Source organism: Shewanella sp. TC10 (assembly GCF_009663145.1).
Lineage (GTDB): Bacteria > Pseudomonadota > Gammaproteobacteria > Enterobacterales > Shewanellaceae > Shewanella.
Map to the genome: position 1 here is coordinate 1 of NZ_VKHR01000073.1, position 23536 is coordinate 23536.

39 protein-coding genes are annotated in these 23536 nt (G+C 42.7%); 33 read left to right on the forward strand and 6 right to left on the reverse strand.

What is annotated here, in order from left to right; translation table 11 throughout:
• Positions 1-325 precede the first annotated feature (325 nt).
• The 28 genes from rpsJ (at position 326) to rplQ (ending at position 13989) form a co-directional block, all read left to right on the forward strand.
• Positions 326-637 (forward strand): 30S ribosomal protein S10, encoded by a 312-nt coding sequence (rpsJ, locus tag FNZ24_RS19055; RefSeq protein ID WP_055026509.1) that lies wholly within the window; start codon positions 326-328, stop codon positions 635-637.
• A gap of 27 nt (positions 638-664) precedes the next feature.
• Entirely contained in the window at positions 665-1303 is a 639-nt protein-coding gene (gene rplC, locus FNZ24_RS19060; protein WP_102529389.1) for a 50S ribosomal protein L3, read from the forward strand.
• 16 nt (positions 1304-1319) lie between these two features.
• Positions 1320-1925: a 50S ribosomal protein L4 gene (gene rplD / locus FNZ24_RS19065; protein ID WP_055026507.1), complete on the forward strand. Its 606-nt coding sequence runs from the start codon at positions 1320-1322 to the stop codon at positions 1923-1925.
• Complete coding sequence (gene rplW, locus FNZ24_RS19070; RefSeq protein ID WP_102529388.1) at positions 1922-2224, forward strand: 50S ribosomal protein L23; 303 nt, start codon at positions 1922-1924, stop codon at positions 2222-2224. Before rplD ends, rplW begins: the two co-directional genes overlap by 4 nt.
• 16 nt (positions 2225-2240) lie before the next feature.
• Positions 2241-3065 carry a 50S ribosomal protein L2 gene (rplB, locus tag FNZ24_RS19075; RefSeq protein ID WP_055026505.1) on the forward strand — a complete coding sequence of 275 codons (825 nt, stop codon included), beginning with the start codon at positions 2241-2243 and terminating at the stop codon, positions 3063-3065.
• A 15-nt stretch (positions 3066-3080) separates the two neighbouring features.
• Positions 3081-3359, forward strand: coding sequence for a 30S ribosomal protein S19 (gene rpsS / locus FNZ24_RS19080; protein ID WP_006083596.1), 279 nt, complete (start codon positions 3081-3083; stop codon positions 3357-3359).
• A gap of 15 nt (positions 3360-3374) precedes the next feature.
• Positions 3375-3707: a 50S ribosomal protein L22 gene (gene rplV / locus FNZ24_RS19085; RefSeq protein WP_076543228.1), complete on the forward strand. Its 333-nt coding sequence runs from the start codon at positions 3375-3377 to the stop codon at positions 3705-3707.
• Between the two features lie 12 nt (positions 3708-3719).
• Positions 3720-4409 carry a 30S ribosomal protein S3 gene (gene rpsC, locus FNZ24_RS19090; protein ID WP_153916413.1) on the forward strand — a complete coding sequence of 230 codons (690 nt, stop codon included), beginning with the start codon at positions 3720-3722 and terminating at the stop codon, positions 4407-4409.
• Between the two features lie 11 nt (positions 4410-4420).
• On the forward strand, positions 4421-4831 hold the full coding sequence (gene rplP, locus FNZ24_RS19095; protein WP_055026502.1) for a 50S ribosomal protein L16: 411 nt from the start codon (positions 4421-4423) through the stop codon (positions 4829-4831).
• Positions 4831-5022, forward strand: coding sequence for a 50S ribosomal protein L29 (gene rpmC, locus FNZ24_RS19100; protein WP_011635647.1), 192 nt, complete (start codon positions 4831-4833; stop codon positions 5020-5022). The genes rplP and rpmC overlap by 1 nt, the downstream gene beginning before the upstream one ends.
• Positions 5022-5270 carry a 30S ribosomal protein S17 gene (rpsQ, locus tag FNZ24_RS19105; RefSeq protein ID WP_153916414.1) on the forward strand — a complete coding sequence of 83 codons (249 nt, stop codon included), beginning with the start codon at positions 5022-5024 and terminating at the stop codon, positions 5268-5270. Before rpmC ends, rpsQ begins: the two co-directional genes overlap by 1 nt.
• 218 nt (positions 5271-5488) lie before the next feature.
• The gene (gene rplN / locus FNZ24_RS19110) at positions 5489-5857 is read left to right on the forward strand and encodes a 50S ribosomal protein L14 (RefSeq protein ID WP_055026500.1); all 369 of its coding nucleotides are present in this window, start codon (positions 5489-5491) and stop codon (positions 5855-5857) included.
• A gap of 11 nt (positions 5858-5868) precedes the next feature.
• Positions 5869-6183, forward strand: a complete 315-nt coding sequence (rplX, locus tag FNZ24_RS19115; protein ID WP_055026499.1) for a 50S ribosomal protein L24 — start codon at positions 5869-5871, stop codon at positions 6181-6183.
• A 12-nt stretch (positions 6184-6195) separates the two neighbouring features.
• Complete coding sequence (rplE, locus tag FNZ24_RS19120; protein WP_055026498.1) at positions 6196-6735, forward strand: 50S ribosomal protein L5; 540 nt, start codon at positions 6196-6198, stop codon at positions 6733-6735.
• 10 nt (positions 6736-6745) lie between these two features.
• Positions 6746-7051, forward strand: coding sequence for a 30S ribosomal protein S14 (gene rpsN / locus FNZ24_RS19125; protein WP_153916415.1), 306 nt, complete (start codon positions 6746-6748; stop codon positions 7049-7051).
• A 24-nt stretch (positions 7052-7075) separates the two neighbouring features.
• Positions 7076-7468 (forward strand): 30S ribosomal protein S8, encoded by a 393-nt coding sequence (gene rpsH / locus FNZ24_RS19130; RefSeq protein WP_102529382.1) that lies wholly within the window; start codon positions 7076-7078, stop codon positions 7466-7468.
• A gap of 10 nt (positions 7469-7478) precedes the next feature.
• Positions 7479-8012 (forward strand): 50S ribosomal protein L6, encoded by a 534-nt coding sequence (rplF, locus tag FNZ24_RS19135; RefSeq protein WP_153916416.1) that lies wholly within the window; start codon positions 7479-7481, stop codon positions 8010-8012.
• A 10-nt stretch (positions 8013-8022) separates the two neighbouring features.
• Positions 8023-8373 carry a 50S ribosomal protein L18 gene (rplR, locus tag FNZ24_RS19140; RefSeq protein ID WP_153916417.1) on the forward strand — a complete coding sequence of 117 codons (351 nt, stop codon included), beginning with the start codon at positions 8023-8025 and terminating at the stop codon, positions 8371-8373.
• Between the two features lie 12 nt (positions 8374-8385).
• On the forward strand, positions 8386-8889 hold the full coding sequence (rpsE, locus tag FNZ24_RS19145) for a 30S ribosomal protein S5 (protein ID WP_102529380.1): 504 nt from the start codon (positions 8386-8388) through the stop codon (positions 8887-8889).
• Positions 8890-8895: 6 nt separating this feature from the next.
• Positions 8896-9078 carry a 50S ribosomal protein L30 gene (rpmD, locus tag FNZ24_RS19150; RefSeq protein WP_076543219.1) on the forward strand — a complete coding sequence of 61 codons (183 nt, stop codon included), beginning with the start codon at positions 8896-8898 and terminating at the stop codon, positions 9076-9078.
• A 2-nt stretch (positions 9079-9080) separates the two neighbouring features.
• A complete protein-coding gene (gene rplO, locus FNZ24_RS19155; protein WP_153916418.1) occupies positions 9081-9515 on the forward strand; it encodes a 50S ribosomal protein L15 in 435 nt (144 codons plus the stop codon).
• A gap of 7 nt (positions 9516-9522) precedes the next feature.
• The gene (gene secY / locus FNZ24_RS19160; RefSeq protein ID WP_055026490.1) at positions 9523-10863 is read left to right on the forward strand and encodes a preprotein translocase subunit SecY; all 1341 of its coding nucleotides are present in this window, start codon (positions 9523-9525) and stop codon (positions 10861-10863) included.
• A 21-nt stretch (positions 10864-10884) separates the two neighbouring features.
• Positions 10885-10998 carry a 50S ribosomal protein L36 gene (gene rpmJ, locus FNZ24_RS19165; protein WP_006083579.1) on the forward strand — a complete coding sequence of 38 codons (114 nt, stop codon included), beginning with the start codon at positions 10885-10887 and terminating at the stop codon, positions 10996-10998.
• Positions 10999-11118: 120 nt separating this feature from the next.
• Complete coding sequence (rpsM, locus tag FNZ24_RS19170; protein ID WP_076543217.1) at positions 11119-11475, forward strand: 30S ribosomal protein S13; 357 nt, start codon at positions 11119-11121, stop codon at positions 11473-11475.
• Between the two features lie 17 nt (positions 11476-11492).
• On the forward strand, positions 11493-11885 hold the full coding sequence (gene rpsK, locus FNZ24_RS19175; protein WP_011635661.1) for a 30S ribosomal protein S11: 393 nt from the start codon (positions 11493-11495) through the stop codon (positions 11883-11885).
• Between the two features lie 32 nt (positions 11886-11917).
• On the forward strand, positions 11918-12538 hold the full coding sequence (gene rpsD, locus FNZ24_RS19180) for a 30S ribosomal protein S4 (RefSeq protein ID WP_102529378.1): 621 nt from the start codon (positions 11918-11920) through the stop codon (positions 12536-12538).
• 24 nt (positions 12539-12562) lie between these two features.
• On the forward strand, positions 12563-13552 hold the full coding sequence (locus FNZ24_RS19185; protein WP_055026487.1) for a DNA-directed RNA polymerase subunit alpha: 990 nt from the start codon (positions 12563-12565) through the stop codon (positions 13550-13552).
• A 41-nt stretch (positions 13553-13593) separates the two neighbouring features.
• On the forward strand, positions 13594-13989 hold the full coding sequence (rplQ, locus tag FNZ24_RS19190; protein WP_102529376.1) for a 50S ribosomal protein L17: 396 nt from the start codon (positions 13594-13596) through the stop codon (positions 13987-13989).
• Between the two features lie 447 nt (positions 13990-14436).
• On the opposite strand, the gene ccmE is transcribed toward rplQ, so the two are convergent.
• Genes ccmE through ccmA form a run of 5 tightly spaced genes read right to left on the reverse strand, consistent with a single transcriptional unit; the run spans position 14437 to position 17225 of the window.
• Positions 14437-14934, reverse strand: coding sequence for a cytochrome c maturation protein CcmE (ccmE, locus tag FNZ24_RS19195; protein ID WP_153916419.1), 498 nt, complete (start codon positions 14932-14934; stop codon positions 14437-14439).
• The gene (ccmD, locus tag FNZ24_RS19200) at positions 14934-15131 is read right to left on the reverse strand and encodes a heme exporter protein CcmD (protein WP_153916427.1); all 198 of its coding nucleotides are present in this window, start codon (positions 15129-15131) and stop codon (positions 14934-14936) included. The genes ccmE and ccmD overlap by 1 nt, the downstream gene beginning before the upstream one ends.
• Positions 15131-15877, reverse strand: coding sequence for a heme ABC transporter permease (locus FNZ24_RS19205; protein ID WP_153916420.1), 747 nt, complete (start codon positions 15875-15877; stop codon positions 15131-15133). Before FNZ24_RS19205 ends, ccmD begins: the two co-directional genes overlap by 1 nt.
• A 1-nt stretch (position 15878) precedes the next feature.
• Positions 15879-16565, reverse strand: coding sequence for a heme exporter protein CcmB (gene ccmB / locus FNZ24_RS19210; RefSeq protein ID WP_102529605.1), 687 nt, complete (start codon positions 16563-16565; stop codon positions 15879-15881).
• Positions 16566-16574: 9 nt separating this feature from the next.
• Positions 16575-17225: a cytochrome c biogenesis heme-transporting ATPase CcmA gene (gene ccmA / locus FNZ24_RS19215; RefSeq protein ID WP_153916421.1), complete on the reverse strand. Its 651-nt coding sequence runs from the start codon at positions 17223-17225 to the stop codon at positions 16575-16577.
• 321 nt (positions 17226-17546) lie between these two features.
• Between ccmA and FNZ24_RS19220 the strand changes: the two genes are divergently transcribed.
• On the forward strand, positions 17547-17840 hold the full coding sequence (locus FNZ24_RS19220) for a c-type cytochrome (protein WP_153916422.1): 294 nt from the start codon (positions 17547-17549) through the stop codon (positions 17838-17840).
• 61 nt (positions 17841-17901) lie between these two features.
• Here FNZ24_RS19220 and ccmI read toward each other — a convergent pair whose 3' ends face one another.
• Positions 17902-19161: a c-type cytochrome biogenesis protein CcmI gene (ccmI, locus tag FNZ24_RS19225; protein ID WP_153916428.1), complete on the reverse strand. Its 1260-nt coding sequence runs from the start codon at positions 19159-19161 to the stop codon at positions 17902-17904.
• Between the two features lie 428 nt (positions 19162-19589).
• Here ccmI and FNZ24_RS19230 point away from each other — a divergent pair, with 428 nt between their 5' ends.
• Genes FNZ24_RS19230 through FNZ24_RS19245 form a run of 4 tightly spaced genes read left to right on the forward strand, consistent with a single transcriptional unit; the run spans position 19590 to position 23178 of the window.
• Complete coding sequence (locus FNZ24_RS19230; RefSeq protein ID WP_153916423.1) at positions 19590-21566, forward strand: heme lyase CcmF/NrfE family subunit; 1977 nt, start codon at positions 19590-19592, stop codon at positions 21564-21566.
• A 15-nt stretch (positions 21567-21581) separates the two neighbouring features.
• Positions 21582-22133 (forward strand): DsbE family thiol:disulfide interchange protein, encoded by a 552-nt coding sequence (locus FNZ24_RS19235; RefSeq protein WP_153916424.1) that lies wholly within the window; start codon positions 21582-21584, stop codon positions 22131-22133.
• Between the two features lie 2 nt (positions 22134-22135).
• On the forward strand, positions 22136-22624 hold the full coding sequence (nrfF, locus tag FNZ24_RS19240) for a heme lyase NrfEFG subunit NrfF (RefSeq protein WP_153916425.1): 489 nt from the start codon (positions 22136-22138) through the stop codon (positions 22622-22624).
• On the forward strand, positions 22624-23178 hold the full coding sequence (locus tag FNZ24_RS19245; RefSeq protein ID WP_153916426.1) for a TlpA family protein disulfide reductase: 555 nt from the start codon (positions 22624-22626) through the stop codon (positions 23176-23178). The genes nrfF and FNZ24_RS19245 overlap by 1 nt, the downstream gene beginning before the upstream one ends.
• Positions 23179-23536: the final 358 nt, after the last annotated feature.

Below are 23536 nucleotides of genomic sequence, written 5' to 3' on the forward strand. Positions count from 1 at the left end.
AAAAGCAACAGAAACAAAAAAGGAAGCCGAAGCTTCCTTTTTTGTTTCTGTTGCTTTTTTATTTTATCCCTGTAAACTCCACCGCCTTGAACAATTGAACTAGATTGAAGAGTTTTTGTTCGCAGGGGTTGATCTCTCATCTGATATCTGTATAATTCCCCTTCGCTGTCCTAGACAGTGTAATATAATGTTTAATCATAAGGATTATTCATTTTCATAATTGACTCCGATTGGGAGTCTACGGTTAAATCATCTCGCTCTGCTTTTCCAATGGGAAGAAGCTAGAGGGTGATTTTTTATGTGTGCATTTTAGGAGCTCTGGTCAATGCAGAACCAAAGAATCCGTATCCGCTTGAAAGGTTTTGATCATCGTTTGATCGATCAATCAACAGCGGAAATCGTTGAAACTGCTAAGCGTACAGGCGCTCAGGTTCGTGGTCCAATTCCACTACCTACGCGTAAAGAACGTTATACCATTTTGACTTCTCCGCACGTCAACAAAGACGCTCGTGACCAATACGAAATTCGTACTCACAAGCGCTTAGTTGACATCGTAGAGCCAACTGAAAAGACTGTAGACGCATTAATGCGTTTAGATCTTGCCGCTGGTGTCGACGTTCAAATTAGCTTAGGTTAATTGAGATCCTTAGAAGAGGTTTGAAAGATGGCTATCGGTCTTATTGGTCGTAAAGTGGGTATGACTCGCATCTTCACAGAAGATGGCGCTTCTATCCCTGTAACAGTGATTGAAATTGCTGGTAACCGTGTTACTCAAGTGAAAACTTTAGAAACTGACGGATACCGTGCTCTTCAAGTAACTACTGGTACCAAAAAAGCCAATCGCATCACCAAACCAGAAGCAGGTCATTTTGCTAAGAGCGGCGTAGAAGCTGGTCGAGGTTTATGGGAATTGCGTTTGGCTGATGGTGAATGTGAAGGCGTTGAAGTTGGTGCTGAACTTAATGTTGATATCTTCGCAGATACAGCAAAAGTTGATGTTACCGGTCAATCTAAAGGTAAGGGCTTCCAAGGCGGTATTAAACGCTGGAATTTCCACGCTCAAGATATGACACATGGTAACTCTTTGGCTCATAGATCTAATGGTTCTATCGGTCAAAACCAGACACCTGGTCGCGTTTTCAAAGGTAAGAAAATGTCTGGCCACATGGGTGCCGAGCAAGTAACTACTCAAAATCTAGACGTTGTACGTGTAGATGCAGAGCGTAACTTGTTATTGGTAAAAGGTGCTGTTCCTGGCGCTACCAATGGTGACTTGATTATCAAGCCAGCCGTTAAAGCATAGGTCTGAGGAGATAGTAATGGAATTGGTATTGAAAGACGCGCAAAGCGCTCTTGAAGTTTCCGAAACTACCTTCGGCCGTGACTTTAACGAGGCATTGGTTCATCAGGTAGTTGTAGCTTACGCTGCAAACGCGCGTCAGGGCACTCGTGCTCAACAGACTCGTGCGGAAGTAACTGGCTCAGGCAAAAAGCCTTGGCGCCAGAAAGGCACAGGCCGAGCTCGTGCCGGTAGTGTTAAAGGCCCGATCTGGCGTGGCGGTGGCGTAACATTCGCTGCTAAAACTCAAGATCACAGCCAAAAAGTTAACAAAAAGATGTACCGTGGTGCTCTAAAGAGCATTCTTTCTGAATTGGTACGTCAAGAACGTTTAGTCGTTGTTGAATCTTTTGGTGTTGAAGCTCCTAAAACTAAAGAGCTGAAAGCTAAACTAAAAGAAATGAACTTAGAAGACGTTCTAATTGTTACTGCAGATGTTGATGAGAATTTATTCTTAGCAGCACGCAACTTATACAAGGTTGACGTACGTGACGTAGCGGGTCTTGACCCAGTTAGTCTAATCGCGTTCAACACTGTTCTTGTTACTGCTGATGCAGTGAAGCAAATCGAGGAGATGCTAGCATGATCACCGAAGAACGTTTGCTAAAAGTTATTCTTGCTCCACATATCTCTGAAAAGAGTACTGTACTAGCTGAGAAAAACAACACTGTAGTTTTCCGCGTAGCAATCGATGCGACTAAAGCAGAGATTAAAGCTGCTGTAGCTCAGCTATTCGAAGTTGAAGTTGATAGTGTCCGCACTTTGGTAAACAAAGGCAAAACTAAGCGCACTGGTGGCCGTGTTGGTCGTCGTAGCGATTGGAAAAAAGCCTATGTAACTTTAGCTGCTGGTGCTGACATCGATTTCGTTGGCGGCGCTGAGTAAGCAAAGGAGAATTATCATGGCAGTTATTAAGTGTAAGCCAACCTCTCCAGGTCGTCGCCACGTTGTTAAAGTGGTGAACAGCGACTTGCATAAAGGGAAACCTTTTGCAGGCCTGTTGGCTAAGAAATCTAAAAGTGGTGGCCGTAACAATACTGGTCGTATCACTGTTCGTCACGTAGGTGGTGGACACAAGCAGCATTACCGTATTATTGACTTTAAGCGCAATAAAGACGGTATCCCTGCAAAAATCGAACGTCTTGAGTATGATCCGAACCGTACAGCTAACATCGCGTTAGTACTTTACGCAGACGGTGAGCGTCGTTACATTCTTGCTGCTAAAGGCATGCAAGCTGGTGACGCTATCCAATCTGGTTTGGATGCAGACATCAAAACTGGTAACGCAATGCCGCTTCGCAACATCCCAGTGGGTAGTGTTGTGCACGCAGTAGAAATGAAGCCTGGTAAAGGTGCTCAAATCGCGCGTTCAGCTGGTGCTTATGTTCAAGTTGTTGCTCGTGATAACCAATATGCAACTTTACGTCTTCGCTCTGGCGAAATGCGCAAAGTACCTGTTGATTGTCGCGCAACATTCGGTGAAGTTGGTAATGCCGAGCACATGCTACGCCAGTTAGGTAAAGCAGGTGCTAAACGCTGGAGAGGCGTACGCCCTACAGTTCGTGGTGTTGCAATGAACCCGGTTGACCATCCACACGGTGGTGGTGAAGGCCGTACTTCTGGTGGACGTCATCCAGTGAGTCCATGGGGTGTGCCAACTAAGGGTTATAAAACTCGTAGTAATAAGCTCACCGACAAGTACATCGTACGTCGTCGTAATAAATAGTAAGAGGATTCGCCCATGCCACGTTCTCTCAAGAAAGGTCCTTTCATTGACCTGCACTTGCTGAAGAAGGTAGAGAAAGCGATGGAAGCGGGAGACAAAAAGCCAATTAAGACTTGGTCTCGTCGCTCAATGATCATCCCAAATATGATTGGGTTGACCATCGCTGTCCATAATGGTCGTCAGCACGTACCTGTGTTCGTAACTGACGAAATGATCGGTCATAAGCTTGGTGAATTTTCACCAACTCGCACTTATCGCGGCCATGCTGCAGATAAGAAAGCGAAGAAGCGTTAATACGGGAGACATAAGATGGAAGTTTTAGCTAAACATCGTTTTGCCCGTACGTCTGCGCAGAAGGCCCGTCTAGTTGCTGATCAAATTCGAGGTTTGCCTGTTTCTAAGGCTCTTGAGATTTTGACCTTCAGCCCTAAGAAAGCCGCCGTACTGGTTAAGAAAGTACTAGATTCAGCTATCGCAAACGCCGAACACAACGAAGGTGCAGATATCGATGAGCTTAAAGTTGGCCAAGTCTTCGTTGACGAAGCACCAACTATGAAGCGCATCATGCCTCGTGCCAAAGGCCGCGCTGATCGTATCATGAAGCGTACCAGCCACATTACTGTGGTTGTATCAGATCGCTAGGAGAAGAGAGCAATGGGACAGAAAGTACATCCTAATGGTATCCGTCTGGGTATCACAAAGCCTTGGATCTCTACTTGGTACGCCGATAAAGCAGATTATGCAAATAATTTGCACAGCGACTATGAAGTTCGTCAATATCTCACTGAGAAATTGAAGGCTGCATCAGTATCTAAAATCGTTATCGAGCGTCCTGCGAAGAGCATCCGCGTTACTATTCACACTGCCCGTCCAGGTGTTGTGATTGGTAAGAAAGGTGAAGACGTTGAAGTATTACGTGCATATGTATCTAAAATTACAGGCACTACTGCTCAAATCAACATCGCTGAGATCCGCAAGCCTGAGTTAGACGCAAAGCTTGTTGCTGACAGTATTGCACAGCAATTAGAGCGTCGCGTTATGTTCCGTCGCGCTATGAAGCGTGCAGTTCAAAACGCAATGCGCATTGGTGCTCAAGGTATCAAAGTTGAAGTGAGCGGCCGTTTAGGCGGTGCTGAAATCGCACGTTCTGAATGGTATCGTGAAGGTCGTGTACCTCTACATACCTTACGTGCTGATATCGACTATTCTACTTCTGAAAGTCACACTCAATACGGTGTGATCGGTGTTAAAGTTTGGATCTTCAAAGGCGAAGTTCTAGACGGTATCATCCCAGCTTTAGAAGAGCCGAAGCAACAGCCGAAGCGCAAGCCTCGTGGTAAATAGGAGAAACTTTTATGCTGCAACCTAAACGTATGAAGTTTCGCAAGATGTTCAAGGGCCGCAACCGTGGTCTAGCGAACGGTACTGAAGTTAGCTTTGGTACTTTCGGTTTGAAAGCAGTCGGCCGTGGCCGTTTAACTGCACGTCAAATCGAATCTGCACGTCGTGCCATGACACGTCACATTAAACGTCAAGGACAAATTTGGATTCGAGTTTTCCCTGACAAGCCTATTACCTCTAAGCCTCTTGAAGTGCGTATGGGTAAAGGTAAAGGTAACGTTGAATACTGGGTATGTCAGATTCAACCTGGTAAGGTTCTTTATGAGATGAATGGTGTATCTGAAGAGTTAGCGCGTGAAGCGTTTGCTTTAGCATCTGCCAAGCTTCCTATTAAGACTACCTTCGTAACTAAGACGGTGATGTAATGAAAGCGAGCGAACTAAGAGAAAAGAGCGTTGAAGAACTTAACGCTGAACTACTTGGTCTGCTGCGTGAGCAGTTTAACCTGCGTATGCAACACGCTACTGGTCAGTTGACTCAAACGAATCAATTGAAATTAGTGCGTCGTAACATTGCACGTGTTAAGACCATTATTACTTCTAAGGCAGGTGTGTAATGTCTGATAAAGCCCGTACTTTGCAAGGTCGAGTTCTTAGCAACAAAATGGATAAGTCTATTACTGTTGCTATCGCACGCCAAGTGAAACATCCTATTTATGGGAAGTACATTAAGCGTACAACTAAGATCCATGCACATGACGAAACAAATCAGTGTAACGAAGGTGACGTAGTGACTATTAGTCAGTGTCGTCCTCTTTCTAAGACTAAGTCTTGGACACTAGTTGAAGTAGTAACAAAGGCCTAATATATCATTAGGTTATAGTAAACGGCTCCAAAGTTTGGGGCCGTTTGTTTTTTTCTGCTATGCAATCCAAAATATTGGTGTTATACTTGCGCGCCATTTTTGACTAAATTGTTGTTGATTGGTTTTGAACCAAACGGGAGCAGGTTAGTTTATTAAATGGTCGAAATGATGATCCCAATGTTGGGATTTTGTGTAGTAACGATAGCGGAGCACTTAAAATGATCCAAATGCAATCGACTCTAGACGTCGCGTGTAACAGTGGCGCTCGTAGAGTTCAGTGTATTAAGGTCTTGGGTGGCTCTCATCGTCGTTATGCCGGTATCGGCGACGTCATCAAGGTTTCTGTAAAAGAAGCAATTCCTCGCGCTAAAGCGAAGAAAGGTGATGTATATAACGCGGTGGTAGTCCGTACTAAGAAAGGCGTACGTCGTCCAGATGGTTCTGTCATTCGCTTCGATCGGAATGCAGCAGTTTTGCTTAACGCAAACCTTGCACCGATTGGTACTCGTATTTTTGGACCAGTGACACGTGAATTGCGTACAGAGCAGTTTATGAAAATCGTCTCTCTGGCACCAGAAGTACTGTAAGGAGCTTCAAAATGGCAGCTAAAATCCGTCGTGAAGACGAAGTAATTGTACTAGCAGGTAAAGATAAGGGTAAACGCGCAAAAGTTTCTCAAGTCCTACCTACTGGTAAGTTGATTGTTGAAGGCATCAATCTTGTTAAAAAACACCAAAAGCCAAACCCACAATTGGGCGTAACTGGCGGCGTTATCGAGAAAGAAGCACCGATACAAGCATCAAACGTAGCGATCTTTAACCAAGCCACAGGCAAGGCAGATCGTGTTGGTTTCCGATTCGAAGACGGCAAAAAAGTCCGTTTCTTTAAATCGAATAGTGAACTCATTAAGTAAACGGAGTAAACGATGGCGAAACTGCATGATAAATATCAAGAGACTGTTATCGCGGAACTTTCTAAAAAGTTCGGTTATACCAGTGTCATGCAAGTCCCTCGGATTGAAAAAATCACCCTTAACATGGGTGTAGGCGAAGCAGTTGCAGACAAAAAAGTTATGGAGCATGCGCTTCGTGATATGACTGCAATCGCTGGTCAAAAACCAGTTGTAACTGTAGCACGTAAATCAGTTGCTGGTTTTAAAATCCGTGAAGGCTACCCTATTGGCTGTAAAGTTACCCTACGCGGTGAGCGTATGTGGGAATTTTTAGAGCGTTTAGTTGACATTGCAATCCCACGTATTCGTGACTTCCGTGGCCTAAGCGCAAAAGCGTTTGACGGTCGTGGTAACTACGCTATGGGTGTGCGTGAGCAAATCATCTTCCCAGAAATCGATTACGATAAAATCGATAAGATTCGTGGTATGGATATTGTTATCACTACTACTGCGAAGAATGATGAAGAAGGTCGTGCTTTGTTAGACGCATTTAACTTCCCATTCAAGAAATAAGGGTAGCATAATGGCAAAATCATCTATGAAAGCACGTGAAGCAAAGCGTGCACAGCTCGTAGCTAAATACGCTGAAAAGCGTTTAGCACTTAAGGCTTTAATCAGCGCTCCTGATACTTCTGAAGAAGATCGTTGGGATGCTGTACTTAAGTTACAAGCTCTACCTCGTGATTCTAGCGCTGCGCGTCAACGCAACCGTTGTAATCAAACTGGTCGCCCACATGGTGTTCTACGTAAATTCGGCCTTAGCCGTATTAAACTACGTGAAGCAACTATGCGTGGTGAAGTTCCTGGTCTGCGTAAGGCCAGCTGGTAAGCACTTGTCACGGAGTAAGCTAATATGAGCATGCAAGATCCTATTGCGGATATGTTAACACGTATTCGTAACGGCCAAGCTGCTAACAAAGTATCAGTTAAGATGCCTTCAGCTAAGTTAAAAGTAGCAATTGCGAAATTACTTAAAGACGAAGGTTATATTACTGACTACGCCGTAGCAGAAGAAGCCAAGCCTGAATTAGAAATCACTTTAAAGTATTTCCAAGGCAACCCAGTCGTTGAGACTATCCAGCGCGTTTCTCGCCCAGGTCTTCGTATTTACAAAGGTAAACACGAACTTCCTAAGGTGATGGGCGGACTAGGTGTCGCAATTGTGTCCACTTCTAAAGGCTTGATGACCGATCGTGCTGCCCGCCTAAATGGCATGGGTGGTGAGGTTATCTGCTACGTAGCGTAAGGAGCTAGGTATGTCACGTGTCGCAAAAGCACCAGTGTCTATTCCTACCGGCGTAGAGGTGACCTTAAACGAACAGACTATTACTGTAAAAGGTACTAAAGGTAGTCTGACTCGAGAAATCAACAAAGCGGTAAATGTTGAACTAGAAAACGGCGTACTAACGTTTGGTCCAGTTGAAGGCGTTTCTAACGCTTGGGCTCAAGCAGGTACTGCTCGTGCACTAGTAAACAACATGGTTGTTGGTGTTTCTGAAGGATTCGTTAAGAAATTAAAGTTAATTGGTGTTGGTTACCGTGCAAAAATTGCTGGTAAAGACATCGACCTAACTTTAGGTTTCTCACACCCTTTGGTTCACAAACTGCCCGCAGGTGTTACTGCAGAGTGTCCTAGCCAAACTGATATCGTACTTTCGGGTGTTGATAAGCAGTTAGTTGGTCAGGTCGCTGCTGAGATTCGTGGATACCGTCCACCAGAGCCTTATAAAGGCAAAGGTGTTCGCTATGCAGACGAACAAGTACGCCGTAAAGAGGCTAAGAAGAAGTAGGTAACGCGATATGGATAAGAAAACATCTCGCTTACGCCGCGCTACTCGCGCTCGTAAGAAGATCCAAGAGCTGGGCGTGAATCGTCTGGTTGTACATCGTACACCGCGTCACATTTATGCTCAGGTTATTAATCCTGAAGCTCAGGTAGTGGCAGTTGCTTCAACCGTTGAGAAAGCGGTTAAAGAGCTACTAAAGAGTACCGGTAACGTAGACGCGGCTAAAGCAGTAGGTAAAACTGTTGCTGAGCGTGCGATCGAAAAAGGTGTAACTTCGGTTGCATTCGACCGTTCTGGTTTCAAGTATCACGGACGCGTAGCAGCACTAGCTGACGCAGCTCGTGAAGCTGGCCTGAAATTCTAAGGGGTTATAAAAATGGCTAAATTAGAAGCTCAGCAGAAAGACGATTTGCAAGAAAAATTAATTGCAGTTAATCGTGTTTCTAAAGTAGTTAAAGGTGGTCGTATCTTTAGCTTCACCGCACTAACAGTGGTAGGTGATGGTAATGGTAAGATCGGCTATGGCTATGGTAAAGCGCGCGAAGTTCCAGCTGCTATTCAAAAAGCAATGGAAAAAGCCCGTCGTAACATGGTAACCGTAGAGTTGAATGCAGGTACTCTGCATCATCCAGTTAAAGGTCGCCATACTGGTTCGCGTGTATACATGCAACCAGCATCGGAAGGTACCGGTATTATTGCCGGTGGCGCAATGCGTGCCGTATTGGAAGTTGCAGGCGTTCATAACGTACTGTCTAAAGCATACGGTTCTACTAACCCGATCAACATCGTTCGCGCAACTGTAGATGCGTTGGTGCACATGAAGTCACCATCACAAATTGCAGCTAAGCGTGGCCTGAATGTTGATGAAATTCGAGGTTAATGCACCATGGCTACTAAAACGTTTAAAGTAACACAGACAAAGAGTGCGATTGGTCGTTTGCCAAAGCACCGTGCCTGTTTATTAGGTCTAGGCCTAAGACGTATTGGCCACACTGTTGAAGTAGAAGATACTCCTTCTGTTCGCGGTATGGTTAATAAAGTTTACTACATGGTTAAGGTGGAGGATTAATAATGCGTTTAAATACTCTATCTCCAGCAGCAGGCGCTAAGCGTGCTCCTAAGCGTGTAGGTCGTGGTATTGGTTCTGGTTTAGGTAAAACTGCCGGTCGCGGTCATAAGGGACAAAAGTCTCGTTCTGGCGGCGGCGTGCGTATCGGTTTTGAGGGTGGTCAAATGCCTCTTAAAATTCGTTTACCTAAGTTCGGTTTCACTTCACGCAAAGCTTTGGTTTCAGCTGAAGTTCGTTTACTAGAACTAGCAAAAGTTAACGGTGATGTTATCGACCTTAACGCTCTGAAAGATGCGAACGTAATTACTCGCAACATACAGTTTGCGAAAATCGTTCTTTCAGGTACCATTGAACGCCCAGTGACCGTAAAAGGTCTGAAGGTAACCAAAGGTGCACGTGCAGCTATTGAAGCTGCCGGCGGTAAGATCGAGGAATAATACGTCGATGGCAAAACCAGGACTTGATTTAAAAAGCGCGAAAGGCGGTTTATCAGAATTGAAAACTCGTCTCCTGTTCGTGATTGGTGCAATTATCGTCTTTAGAGCCGGTTCGTTTGTACCAATTCCTGGTATTGACGCAGCTGTGTTAGCAGAGTTGTTTGCTCAACAAAAAGATACCATCCTTGGCATGTTTAACATGTTCTCGGGTGGTGCTTTAGAGCGTGCTTCTATCTTTGCGCTTGGTATCATGCCGTATATTTCGGCATCGATTATCATGCAGTTGTTGACTGTGGTTCATCCTGCCCTTGCTGAATTGAAAAAAGAAGGCGAGTCAGGAAGAAAGAAAATCAGTCAATACACAAGATACGGAACGCTTGTGTTGGGTACACTCCAATCAATCGGTATCGCGACAGGTTTACCAAGCCTAGTACCTGGCCTTGTTGCCAATGTAGGTTTTGGTTTTTACTTTGTAGCAGTTGTGAGCTTAGTGACAGGAACAATGTTCCTTATGTGGCTAGGTGAACAAATTACCGAGCGTGGTATTGGTAATGGTATCTCGATATTAATTTTCGCAGGTATTGTTGCTGGTCTACCTTCTGCTATCGGCCAAACGGCCGAACAGGCTCGTCAAGGTGATTTGAATGTACTGGTACTGTTGTTACTAGCGGTAATTGTATTTGCTGTAACTTATTTGGTTGTATTTGTAGAACGTGGTCAACGTCGTATCGTTGTTAACTACGCTAAGCGTCAACAAGGCCGTAAGGTGTTTGCTGCGCAAAGTACACATTTACCACTTAAAGTTAATATGGCAGGTGTAATTCCACCAATTTTTGCATCCAGCATTATTTTGTTCCCAGGCACACTGGCTCAGTGGTTTGGACAAAATGAGTCTATGTCATGGTTAAGCGATTTCGCTTTAGCTGTGTCCCCTGGACAACCGCTGTATTCATTATTGTATGCGACAGCTATCGTATTCTTCTGTTTCTTCTATACTGCGTTGGTATTTAACCCTCGCGAAACAGCTGATAACTTGAAGAAGAGTGGTGCGTTCATTCCTGGGATTCGTCCTGGAGAACAGACTTCGCGTTACATTGATAAAGTAATGACCCGCTTGACATTAGCAGGCGCGATATACATTACCTTTATCTGCTTAATTCCGGAGTTCATGTTAATTGCGTGGAAAGTACAGTTCTATTTCGGCGGTACTTCACTACTAATTATTGTAGTCGTAATCATGGACTTCATGGCTCAGGTTCAGACCCATATGATGTCTCATCAGTATGAGTCTGTTATGAAGAAAGCTAACTTAGTAAACAAAGCGAATTTAGATCGCTTTGGACGCTAGTTGCTTTAACGGAGTGATGAAATGAAAGTTCGAGCTTCCGTGAAGAAGATCTGCCGTAATTGCAAGATCGTCAAGCGTAGTGGCGTTGTACGTGTGATTTGTGTTGAACCAAAGCACAAACAGCGTCAAGGCTAAAAAAAAGATATTTGCTCAGCTCATTTATGAGCTGAGCAAATAATGTTTGCAAATTTGTTGGCTGTCGAGTATCCTTTCGGGCTTTTCGCAGTTGACCTTTAACATTTTAAGGAGTGCATAGTGGCCCGTATCGCTGGCATTAACATTCCTGATCAAAAGCATACAGTCATCGCATTGACTGCTATCTTTGGTATTGGACGTACTCGCGCTAGAGAAATCTGCGCAGCTACTTCAATCGCTGAAGACGCTAAGATCAAGGAATTGAGCGAAGCTCAAATAGATATTCTACGCGAAGAAGTTGCCAAATACTCAGTAGAGGGTGACTTACGTCGTGAGATTTCAATGAACATCAAGCGTCTTATGGATCTTGGTTGTTATCGTGGTCTCCGCCATCGTCGTAGCCTGCCTCTTCGTGGGCAACGTACTAAGACCAATGCGCGTACGCGTAAAGGTCCACGTAAACCAATCAGAAAGTAACGGGAAGGTAAACCAAAATGGCTAAAGTTCCGTCACGTTCTCCGCGTAAGCGCGTACGTAAACAGGTTGCAGATGGTATGGCTCACATCCATGCGTCATTCAACAACACTATTGTCACCATTACAGATCGTCAAGGTAATGCGTTGTCATGGGCTACTTCTGGTGGTTCAGGTTTCCGTGGTTCACGTAAATCTACACCTTTCGCTGCGCAGGTTGCTGCAGAGCGAGCTGGTATTGCTGCTCAAGACTACGGTGTTAAAAACCTTGAAGTTTTCGTAAAGGGTCCAGGTCCAGGTCGTGAATCAGCCATTCGTGCGCTGAATGCTGTTGGTTATAAAATTACCAACATTACCGATGTGACACCTATCCCTCATAATGGCTGTCGCCCACCTAAAAAGCGTCGTGTATAACATTACGTATATAGGATAGTTGGAGAAAGATCATGGCAAGATACTTGGGTCCTAAGCTCAAGCTCAGCCGCAGAGAAGGTACAGACCTTTTCCTAAAAAGCGGTGTGAGAGCAATCGATTCGAAGTGTAAGCTTGAAGCTGCACCTGGTCAACATGGCGCACGTAAGCCACGTTTATCAGAGTACGGTTTACAGCTACGCGAGAAACAAAAAGTTCGTCGTATGTACGGTGTGCTAGAAAAGCAATTCCGTAACTACTACAAAGAAGCCGCACGTCTGAAAGGCAACACAGGTGAAAACTTGTTAGGTCTTTTAGAAACTCGTTTAGATAACGTTGTTTATCGTATGGGTTTTGGTGCGACTCGTGCAGAATCACGTCAATTAGTAAGCCACAAATCAATCGTGGTTAACGGTCGTGTTGTTAACATTCCGTCATTCAAAGTGTCTGCGAATGATGTTGTAAGCATCCGTGAAAAGTCACGCACTCAAGCACGTATCAAAGCGTCTTTAGAAGTTGCTGGCCAACGCGAAAAGCCTACATGGGTAGAAGTCGACAACGCTAAAATGGAAGGTGCTTTCAAGCGTCTACCAGAACGTAGCGATTTGTCTGCGGATATTAACGAACAGCTGATCGTCGAGCTTTACTCTAAGTAAAGCTAACAAACAAGAGAGGACACAATGCAGGGTTCTGTTACAGAATTTCTTAAACCGCGTCTCGTTGACATAGAGCAGGTTAACCCAACTCGTGCCAAGGTTACGCTAGAGCCACTAGAACGTGGTTTTGGTCACACATTAGGCAACGCGTTGCGTCGAATCTTATTGTCGTCTATGCCTGGCTGTGCAGTTACAGAAGTCGAAATCGACGGTGTATTGCATGAATACAGCAGTAAGGAAGGCGTTCAAGAAGATATCCTAGAGATATTGCTTAACCTTAAAGGTTTAGCAGTAAACATCGAGGGTAAAGATGAAGCTTTACTTACTCTAAGTAAGTCAGGCACAGGCCCTGTTACTGCAGCAGATATCACTCATGATGGTGATGTAACCATTATGAATCCTGATCATGTTATCTGTCATTTGACAGGTAATAATGATATCAGCATGCGTATCCGCGTTGAGCGTGGTCGCGGTTATGTGCCAGCTTCGGCTCGAGCACAAACTGAAGACGATGATCGCCCAATCGGCCGTTTGTTGGTTGATGCTTCATTCTCACCTGTAGCTCGCATTGCTTACAATGTTGAAGCAGCTCGTGTAGAACAACGTACTGATTTGGATAAACTCGTTATTGATATGACCACTAATGGTACTATCGATCCTGAGGAAGCAATCCGTCGTTCTGCAACCATTTTAGCTGAACAGCTAGATGCGTTTGTTGAATTACGTGATGTTACCGAAACAGCAGTTGTAGAAGAGAAACCGGAATTTGATCCGATTCTGTTGCGTCCTGTCGACGATTTAGAGCTAACTGTACGTTCAGCCAACTGTTTGAAGGCTGAAGCGATTCATTACATCGGAGATCTCGTACAGCGCACTGAAGTTGAGTTGCTCAAGACTCCTAATTTAGGTAAGAAATCTCTTACTGAAATTAAGGATGTATTAGCGTCTCGCGGACTGTCTTTAGGTATGCGTCTAGAAAACTGGCCTCCAGCTAGTTTAGCAGACGACCTATAAGTCCCAGGTTAGTACAGATTAAAGATTATAAGGATTAGGTCATGCGCCATCGTAAGAGTGGTCGTCAACTAAACCGCAATAGCAGTCATCGCCAAGCTATGTTTCGTAACATGGCTTGCTCAATAGTTCGTCATGAGATCATCAAGACAACTGTAGCAAAAGCGAAAGAACTGCGCCGCGTAGTTGAGCCTCTGATAACACTAGCTAAAGTAGACAGCGTTGCAAATCGCCGTTTAGCTTTCGCTCGTACCCGCGACGCTGAAGTTGTAGGTAAGTTATTCACAGAATTGGGTCCACGCTTCCAGGAACGTCCTGGTGGTTACACTCGTATTCTAAAGTGCGGTCTACGTACCGGTGATAAAGCTCCAATGGCTTTCATCGAATTAGTAGGTCGTCCTGAAGCTGCTGAAGCTGTTGAAGTTGAAGCTGCTGAGTAATTATTAATTACTCACTTAAAAAACCGAGCTTAGGCTCGGTTTTTTTATATCTACAATTCCCCGAGCAATTCTGTAGTTCCATTCTTGTTTCCATTTCCTACATAAATTAAACCTTGCAGTTTGTTTTTATCATGCTCTAGTAACCTGGCTCACTGGCTCACTGGCTCACTGGCTCACTGGCTCACTGGCTCACTGGCTCACTGGCTCACTGGCTCACTGGCTCACTGGCTCACTGGCTCACTGGCTCACTGGCTCACTGGCTCACTGGCTCACTGGCTCACTGGCTCACTGGCTTGGGTGGCTGGAGTGGTTCAATTAGTTTAATTAGAAATATTGCTTGTGAGGAGTTGAGGCCGTTGCATATATAGGCCTAAAAAATATGTCAATCAAATTAAAACCAAAAAAAATGCCAATCATATGATTGGCATTTTATGAGTAACTAATAAACTATTGGTATTTATAACCTTCAGTTTGTTTTTGCTCTGAGTAGTCTAGCTTCTCATGGGTTTGTCCCATTGCTTCAGCTACTTCTGGAGGCATGTAGTTTTCATCATGCTTAGCAAGTACTTCAGTTGCTTGGAGAGTATCAGGCTTGATTAAAATACCTTGAGCAACGATACCTTGTCCTTCACGGAATAGATCTGGTAACAAATCATCGAAAGTAACAGTAATTGCGCCGCCAAATGCATCATGAATTTCAAATTCAACATGAAGACTATCTGGATCGCGGACCATTGTTCCAACTGTGACCATTCCACCAACACGGATACGTTGACCGATCTCTGGTTTTTCACCTGTATCTTTTTTACCATTCACAATTTCGTGGGGTGTGAAGAACAAGTTTAAGTTAGAGTTCAGTGCATACAAAAGTAATGATGCGATACCTGCTACACCTGCAATTAATGCTACGGCAAGTGTGAGTCTTTTTTTACGTCTAGAGTTCACTATCTACTACTCCTAGTTTCTTTAAGGCGATCTTCTCGTTCCATCTTTTTAGATATCTCGAGTAAGACTGATCTTTTTTGGCGAAGGCTTAAGAATAATAAGATCCCTAAGCTGCCGAAGGTAACACCGTATGACAACCAAACATAAAATGCATAGCCGCCCATGTTTAAAAATTCAGAAATTGATTCGAACTGTATCATTTCGATGCCTCCGCTTTTGCTAATTCTCTAACCCAAGGACGCATCCCATTTCTTGCTAAAATTTCTGCTTTATAGCGAACCAATGTGATTGCACCAATCATTAAACCAAAACCGAAAATATTAATAAGTAGCGGCGCTAACATTTCCATTGGCATTGCTGACTTTTCGGTAATTTTAATCGTTGCTGGTTGATGTAAGCTACTCCACCAGTCAACAGAGTATTTAATAATTGGAATATTAATAACACCAACAATTGCTAGAATGCCTGCAGCACGAGCTGCAAGTACTTTGTCTTCAAAAGAGGCATACAGAGAGATTACACCTAGATACAAGAATAATAGTACAAGTTCAGATGTTAAGCGTGCATCCCATACCCACCAAGTGCCCCACATAGGTTTACCCCATGCCGCACCAGTTAATAGTGCAATAAAGGTAATAACGGCGCCAATAGGTGCAATTGATGCAGCTACCCAGTCAGCAGTTTTAATCTGCCAAACAATGCCGACAAATGATGCTGATGCCATAGCCATGTATGCGGCCATTGACATAGAAGCCGAAGGTACATGGATATAAATGATTCGGAAACTTTCACCTTGCTGGTAATCCATTGGGGCGAATAACATTCCCCAGATGGTTCCAACACTTATAAATAAGATGGCAGAAAATGCGAACCAAGGTAAAAGCGTTGATGCTAATTTGTATGCACGCTCTGGATCAGCGTAAGAATGAAGCCATTTCCACATATCAGTTTGTACTCACTCGTAATGAAGCACCAATTGCAAACGGTGCCATAATTAATGATCCGACCAACATGGCGCCAATAATGGCAAGTTGTCCGGTATAAGGTAAATTTAAACCAGCAGCATCAATTGCACTGGTAGCAAAAATTAGTACAGGTATATAAAGCGGTAGAATTAGCAAGCTAAGTAACACTCCGCCTTTGCGTAACCCAACGGTTAATGCCACACCGATAGCACCTAATAATGATAAAACCGGTGTTCCCACAGTTAACGTCAATATAAGCGCAGTATAGCTATTGCTTTCTAAATGTAGCAAAACTGCTAATAAAGGTGCTACTAATATCAATGGTACACCAGTTAAAATCCAGTGAGCCAATACTTTTGATAATACTAATATCGGTAACGGTTGTGGGCTTAACAGCATTTGCTCTAAGCTACCGTCATTAAAATCTGCTTTAAATAATCGCTCAAGTGACAACATTGATGCCAATAGTGCTGCAACCCAAATAATTCCAGGTGCAACTCTAGATAAAACCTGTGGTTCAGGCCCAATTCCTAATGGAAACAAGGTCACTACTAATACAAAGAACAATAGTGGATTAAAAATATCGCCACGATGCCTAATTGCAATTTTTAAGTCTCGTTGCAACAATGTTAAAAATGCTTGGGTGTAACTGATGCCTCTTTTCATTGTTGTACCTTATACGAAGCGATAGTCTAGTTTGATCTTACGAAGCACATCATCAGTGATGAGACTCATATCTTGGTGAGTCGTCATTATGACGCATCCACCACTTTGAGTGTGCTTAATAAACAATTGTTCCAACTCCTCTACACCTTTTTTATCAATTGCAGTAAAAGGTTCATCAAGAATCCATATTTTACAATTGGTGTGCCAGAGTCGGGCTAGGGCAGTTCTTCTGTGTTGACCTGCTGATAAATGTCCAGCTAGTGCCTCTTCAAAACCACCTAAATTAACTTTTGCAAGCAAATCATAACTATCAAAGTCATCATAACCGCTTAACCTTAAATTGAAGTTAAGGTTTTCATTTGCTGTTAACTCGCTTTTAACACCAGCGAGATGTCCAAGATAAAGTAAATCTTCATTAAATTCGTCACGACATTGATTAATGTCAGTATCGATATATTGAATTTCACCTGCGTAAGGTCTTGATAATCCAGCTATGATGCGTAATAAGCTAGTTTTACCTGCACCATTAGGGCCTTCAATTTGGACAATATCACCTGCATTGATTTCAAAACTTAATTGATCAAACAGAATGCGATCTTCACGAATGCATGTCAGTTCATTTGCCCTGACTAAAACTTGCTGCTGATTGTTGTCTGCCACTGAGCCCTCTTTACGTGTTGAGGATGAATACAAATGAATATTAACATAAACACAATTAAGGGTTTAGCATTCAACTCATCTATGTGCTAGGTATTTGAAGTGGTTCCAATAAAATACATCTTATGTGAACTTTTTCATGATTCTCTAATATATTACTCAATACAGGTTTATTGTCTTTATTTGAATGAGAAGGTGAGATTCTTATCACAAAAAGGTGAGTTTTATTGAAGTTTGTAGTAATCTGTAGACGATTAAATAAGTCTACCTGCTTTCAAAGGTGGCATTGAGCTTTGAATTTATTTGCATTTAGGAACGATGAACATGAAAAAATTATTAGCAATGACTGCAGTTGCTGCATTGACTTTGTCTTCAAACGTTTTCGCTCAAGATGGCGAAGCGGTTTATAACAAAGCGTGTCAAGTATGTCACAGCATGGGAGTCGCTGGTGCACCGAAAGCACACGATGCCGCTGCATGGGAGCCTCGTTTAGCTACTGGAATGGATGTATTAATCGGTACTATTAAAACAGGTAAGGGTGCTATGCCTCCTGGTGGCATGTGTACAGATTGTACAGATGAAGATTACCAAAAAGCTATTGAGTTTATGTCTAAGTAATTTGGCAAGCTCATAAAAAAACCGGCTTATTAGCCGGTTTTTTAATGTCTATTAAAACAGCTTATTGAACAACAGTATCAAGCATAAGTTTAGCTTCGTCACCGACCGCAACAGATACAACAACACCTTTTAAGTCTCCAGCTTGAGCTTTCACACTGCCGTGCTTAGATAACACTGCGATAATTTCAACATTCTCAGCGTTACTCAACTTCACATCACCGCCCATAGATGTTGAATCATCTAGTGTCACTGTAACAGGAAGACTGTTAGCACTAATTTTAGTTGCTGCAAGTGGTACTTTAGGACCCTGAGTTGAGCGTGCAAAGATAAACACCATGTCTGTTGAGCTAACTTTATCAGCCAATTCAGGTGAAATTGCAATTTCAACGTCAACAGTTTTAGCTGTTGTTGCTTGCGCCATAGGGTTATGGTTGCTGTCATTTGGCATTTCGCCAGTTTCTGCTTGTATGCGCATGTTAGCTGATTCAATTGCATTCATTACAGCTGTGCGGTCAATATCGCTACGGCCACTATCTAAAATGGTTTGCCACGCATTGATAGCAGTTTGGTAATCTGCTGAGAAGAATGAATCCATACCAACAAGTAATAATGTTGATGGATCTTGCGGATCTAAAGCAAGTGATTGATCAACCAAAGCTTGAATCTGCGGATTCATTTGCTGACCATTCTTGTAATACATCGCTGTTGCTTTAGGGCCAAGTAATTCAGCTGCTGTACCAACAAGCTCCATGACTTTATCAAATGATGCAATAGCTTGATCGAATTGGTTAGCTGAAATATAAGCGTGTCCTAAGCTAAACCAAGCTTGGCTATTTTCAGGATCTGCTTGAACTTGTTGCTCCATCATTTGTACGCGTTGAGCCATAATTTGCTCGTTGCTCATACCTTGATGTGGGCTAGCTTCAGCTTGTGGAGGATTAGATAACTCTTTATAAGCCCCTAATGTCTGATAAAAATAACCAGAGATACCCAAGATACAAATAGTCATCACAGATGGCCATAAGATCCCTTTTGATTGAATTTTCGTATCAAGAGAGTCATCGCCGTCTTGCTTCATATCTTGCAATAGGCCGATTTCAAGTTCTTTCTTTAGTGCGTCAAACTCAGTTTGATCTAATAAGCCATCTTCTAGTTCTTTCTCTAGAATTGCGGCACGTTCGTTAAATAGCTCAAGGTTTGTTTGCTTACGGACGCCTGATTCTTCAGCATCTAACATTTTTTGCTGACGAAAATGTGGGACCCAAATCAGCATTAAACTGATTACGACGACAAGAGCAATAAATATCCAAAATGTGGTCATTGTTTCAATATTCACTTTTAGGTTGCTGAAAAAACAGAGCGGATTAGCCGCCTGACTTGAAGCTAGATTATACGTAAAGATGATTCATTGAACAGTAATATACGATCTAACTGAACCAGAATCGTCATAGTTGGGCACTGGTTCACAGATTAATCACCAATAAAAAAAACAAACGAAACTTAAGTGAACTTTTTAGGTCTTAAGCTCAACAGTTGATAACTGGGTGTTTTTACTCTCTATTTTTTTGAGAATGAGACAAGTCACCCAGTTTTGCACGAAAGTGGCAGACATAAACAACAGCAACTACTAAAATATAAGCAAATTCGTATTAGCTAATGTTAATATCACTGTTTTAAAGCATTATGATAGATATGCGTTGGTTTAGCTTTATATAGCTTAAGCAACTTTTTTAAAATTGAGGAATACCCATGATCCCTGAACTTGGACACTTCTCGCTCATTATTGGTTTGGCTTTCGCCATTCTATTGATGACCGTGCCGTTATTTGGTGCAGCCCGTAAAGACCAGTATCTCGTAAGATATGCTTGGCCAATTTGTTACGGTATGTTCTTTTTTATCACTCTTTCTGTCATCAGCCTTGGCTATAGCTTTGCTGTTGATGATTTTTCTGTGGCTTATGTAGCACATCACTCCAACTCTCAACTACCAATCTTCTTTAAGGTTGCTGCTGTATGGGGTGGCCACGAAGGGTCATTACTATTCTGGGTATTTTCTCTAACGGTTTGGGCAGCTGCTGTTGCAACCTTTAGTAAAGGTATGGAAGAAGTCTTCATTGCACGTGTACTTGCGGTACTGGCAATGGTGATTGTTGGCTTCACTTTATTCATGATCCTGACTTCAAGTCCATTTGAGCGCATCTTCCCAATTCCTATGGAAGGTCGTGATTTGAACCCAATGTTGCAAGATGTAGGTCTTATCTTCCACCCTCCAATGCTTTATTTAGGTTATGTAGGCTTTGCTGTTAGTTTCGCATTCGCTATTGCTGGATTAATGAGTGGTCGTTTGGATTCTGCATGGGCACGTTGGTCTCGTCCTTGGACTCTAGCTGCATGGGTATTCTTAACCGGCGGTATCTCACTAGGTTCTTGGTGGGCATACTATGAGCTAGGTTGGGGCGGATGGTGGTTCTGGGATCCAGTTGAAAATGCATCATTCATGCCTTGGCTAATTGGTACAGCCCTTGTTCACTCGCTAATTGTGACAGAGAAACGTGGTGCATTCCGTAACTGGACTGTTCTCTTAGCTATCTTCGCATTCTCGCTAAGTTTATTAGGTACCTTCATTGTACGTTCTGGTGTATTAACATCCGTGCATTCATTCGCAGCAGATCCTAGTCGTGGTATGTTTATCCTTCTATTGCTCGGTTTAGCTATCGGTGGTTCCTTAACCTTGTTTGCTTTCCGTGCTAGTGAAATTAAAAGCCCTGCAAGATTTGAGCTGAAGTCTAAAGAAACTTTCTTATTAGTTTGTAATGTCTTACTGACTGTTGCAGCCGGTACTGTTTTACTTGGTACACTTTACCCACTACTAATTGATGCATTAGGCATGGGGAAAATTTCTGTAGGACCTCCATACTTTAACTCTGTATTCGTACCAATCGTATTAGTACTGTTTGGCTTTATGGGTTTTGGTCCAATTATCCGCTGGAAGAAATCGAAAGCAGGTGAATTGAAGCGTCAACTACTAGTTCCTGCCATTGTAGCTTCAGTAGTTGGTTTAGCTACACCGTTCATTGCGGGTGACGAATTAAACCTTTGGGTTGTATTTGGAATCGGTGCGGCGACATGGGTAGCATTAGCGACCTTTAGAGCTGCGTATAACTTACTTACTGATAAAGAAGGTAAGTTTACTCTGAATAAGATTGGCCGTAGTGAAATGGGTATGTTATTTGCTCATATGGGTATTGCGGTATCGATTGTCGGTGCGACTATGGTATCGAACTATTCAATTGAGAAAAGTGTACGTATGGGCCCAGGGATCAGCGAAGAGTTAGCTGGTTATACCTTTAATTACATTGAAACTAAAAATGTAGTTGGTCCAAACTACACGGCACAGCAGGGTCAGATAGAAGTTTATCAAGATGACGAGTTTGTCACATTATTGAGACCAGATCGTCGTCAATATAATGTTCGTACAATGGACATGACTGAAGCTGGGATTGATTGGGGAGTATTCCGAGACTTATACGTCACCATGGGTGACCCACTCAGTATGACTCAGTTTGCTGTACGTCTTAACTATAAGCCTTTTGTTCGTTGGATTTGGATTGGTTCAATCTTCATGATGATTGGTGGTTTCTTAGCCGCATCAGATAAGCGTTACCGTGTGAAGCAAACTAAAACTGTTAAAGATGAAGCAAAAGAAGCTAAGTTAGCAACTGCATAATACACCGGAGAAAATATGAAAAAGTTGGTGCTGTTTATTCCATTAGTATTGTTTTTGGGGATGGGAGTTTTTCTATATCAGGGGTTATTCTTAAATCCGCAACAGTTGGATTCAGCACTAGAAGGAAAGCCGGTACCGGCTTTCCAACTTGAACGTCTCGAAACACCAGGTGAAATGCTAACTCAAGAAAACTTAAAGGGTGAAGTATCATTAATCAATGTTTGGGCAACGTGGTGCCCTGCTTGTAAATATGAACATCCTTTTTTAATGATGCTAGCACGTAAGAATATTCTACCTATATATGGTGTTAACTATCGAGACGAGCGTGCGCCGGCTATAAGAGAGTTAAGTCGTGAAGGTGATCCATACGCGATTAACATTTTCGATAAAGATGGACGCTTAGGTTTAGATCTAGGTGTTTACGGCGCGCCAGAGAGTTTTATTGTTGATCATAACGGCATTATCCGTTTCCGCTATGCAGGTCCTATTGACAGGAATGTATGGAGTGAGACTCTTTTTCCAATGATCCAACAGTTGCAAGCTGAAGCGAAACAAGACGGAGTTTAAGAATGAAGACATTTAAAATACTTGTTGGCTTCATGGCAAGTTTGGTTTTAGCTTTCAATGTAATGGCAACTCCGGTTGATACTTATGAGTTTAAATCAACAGATAACCAAAAACGTGCGTTAAGTTTGGCGCATGAGTTACGTTGCCCACAATGTCAAAACCAAAACCTTATCGACTCAAATTCACCTGTTGCTCAAGATTTACGTCTTGAAGTCTACACTATGGTTGATGATGGTAAAAGTAATGCTGAAATTGTAGATTTCATGACAAGCCGTTATGGTGATTTTGTACTTTATAAGCCAAGACTAGATCCAAAAACATACATCTTGTGGCTTGGTCCATTTGTACTAATGTTGATTGCATTATATGTAGCACTTGTTGTTGTGCGTAAGCAAAGAGGTAAATCAACAGTTGCTCCGGAAATGACGGAAGCTGATCGTGATGAACTTGAAGCTTTATTGAAAGAAAAGCAAACCCAGGATAGTAAGTAATGAATATCATGATCAAAGCGATCATGCTCAGTGCATTAGCAGTGTCTATAACTGTTAATGCCTATCCTGGAATGGAAAAGCAACAACAGCATGTGAGCAGTTCAACACTGGATAAGATTAATGTTCTTGAGAATCCTTTTCCTATTGCACATATTGGTTTCAATGATGCAGAAGGTAAAGAAGTCGATTTCGAAGAGCATAAAGGTAAAGTTGTTATCGTCAATATGTGGGCGACATGGTGTCCACCTTGCGTACGTGAACTACCAGCACTAGATCGATTAGAACAGACCTTAGATAAAGATGACTTCGTCCTAATGCCAATATCTATTGATGCAGAAGGTAAAAAGCAAGTTAGTCCTTTTCTAGAGTCAATTGGCTTGCCTTCGTTTAACTCATATTACGATGCAAGACAAAATCTACGTGAAGTCTTTCCTTTAGATACCATTCCAGCCACCTTTATCTTAAATAAAGAAGGTGAATTGGTAGCATATGTTCGTACATATGTAGATTGGGACGACGAAAACGCAATCGAGTTCTTACAGCAGTTCCAGTAATCACGACTTTAAAGCAGCTATTAAGCTCGTTTAATAGCCATACACAGTGTGAATTGATTAAAAAAGATCGCTTTTGATGGAAAATTCATCAAGCGATCTTTTTTTTAAGTTTTTATTACAAAAAGCCCTTGCGGTGTTTCTAAATCTGCCTATAATGCGCATCCACTGACACGGCAGAGCGCAATAGCGAAACACTGAGTCAGGTTGATTTGAGCTGGTGTTAACCACTTCAAATTAACGGCAAAAAGAAGTTTGAAAAAACACTTGACGCCAACGAGGGAAAGCGTAAAATACGCATCCCTGACCAACACGGTCAACGCTCTTTAACAATCAAACAAGTAAATCTGTGTGGACACTC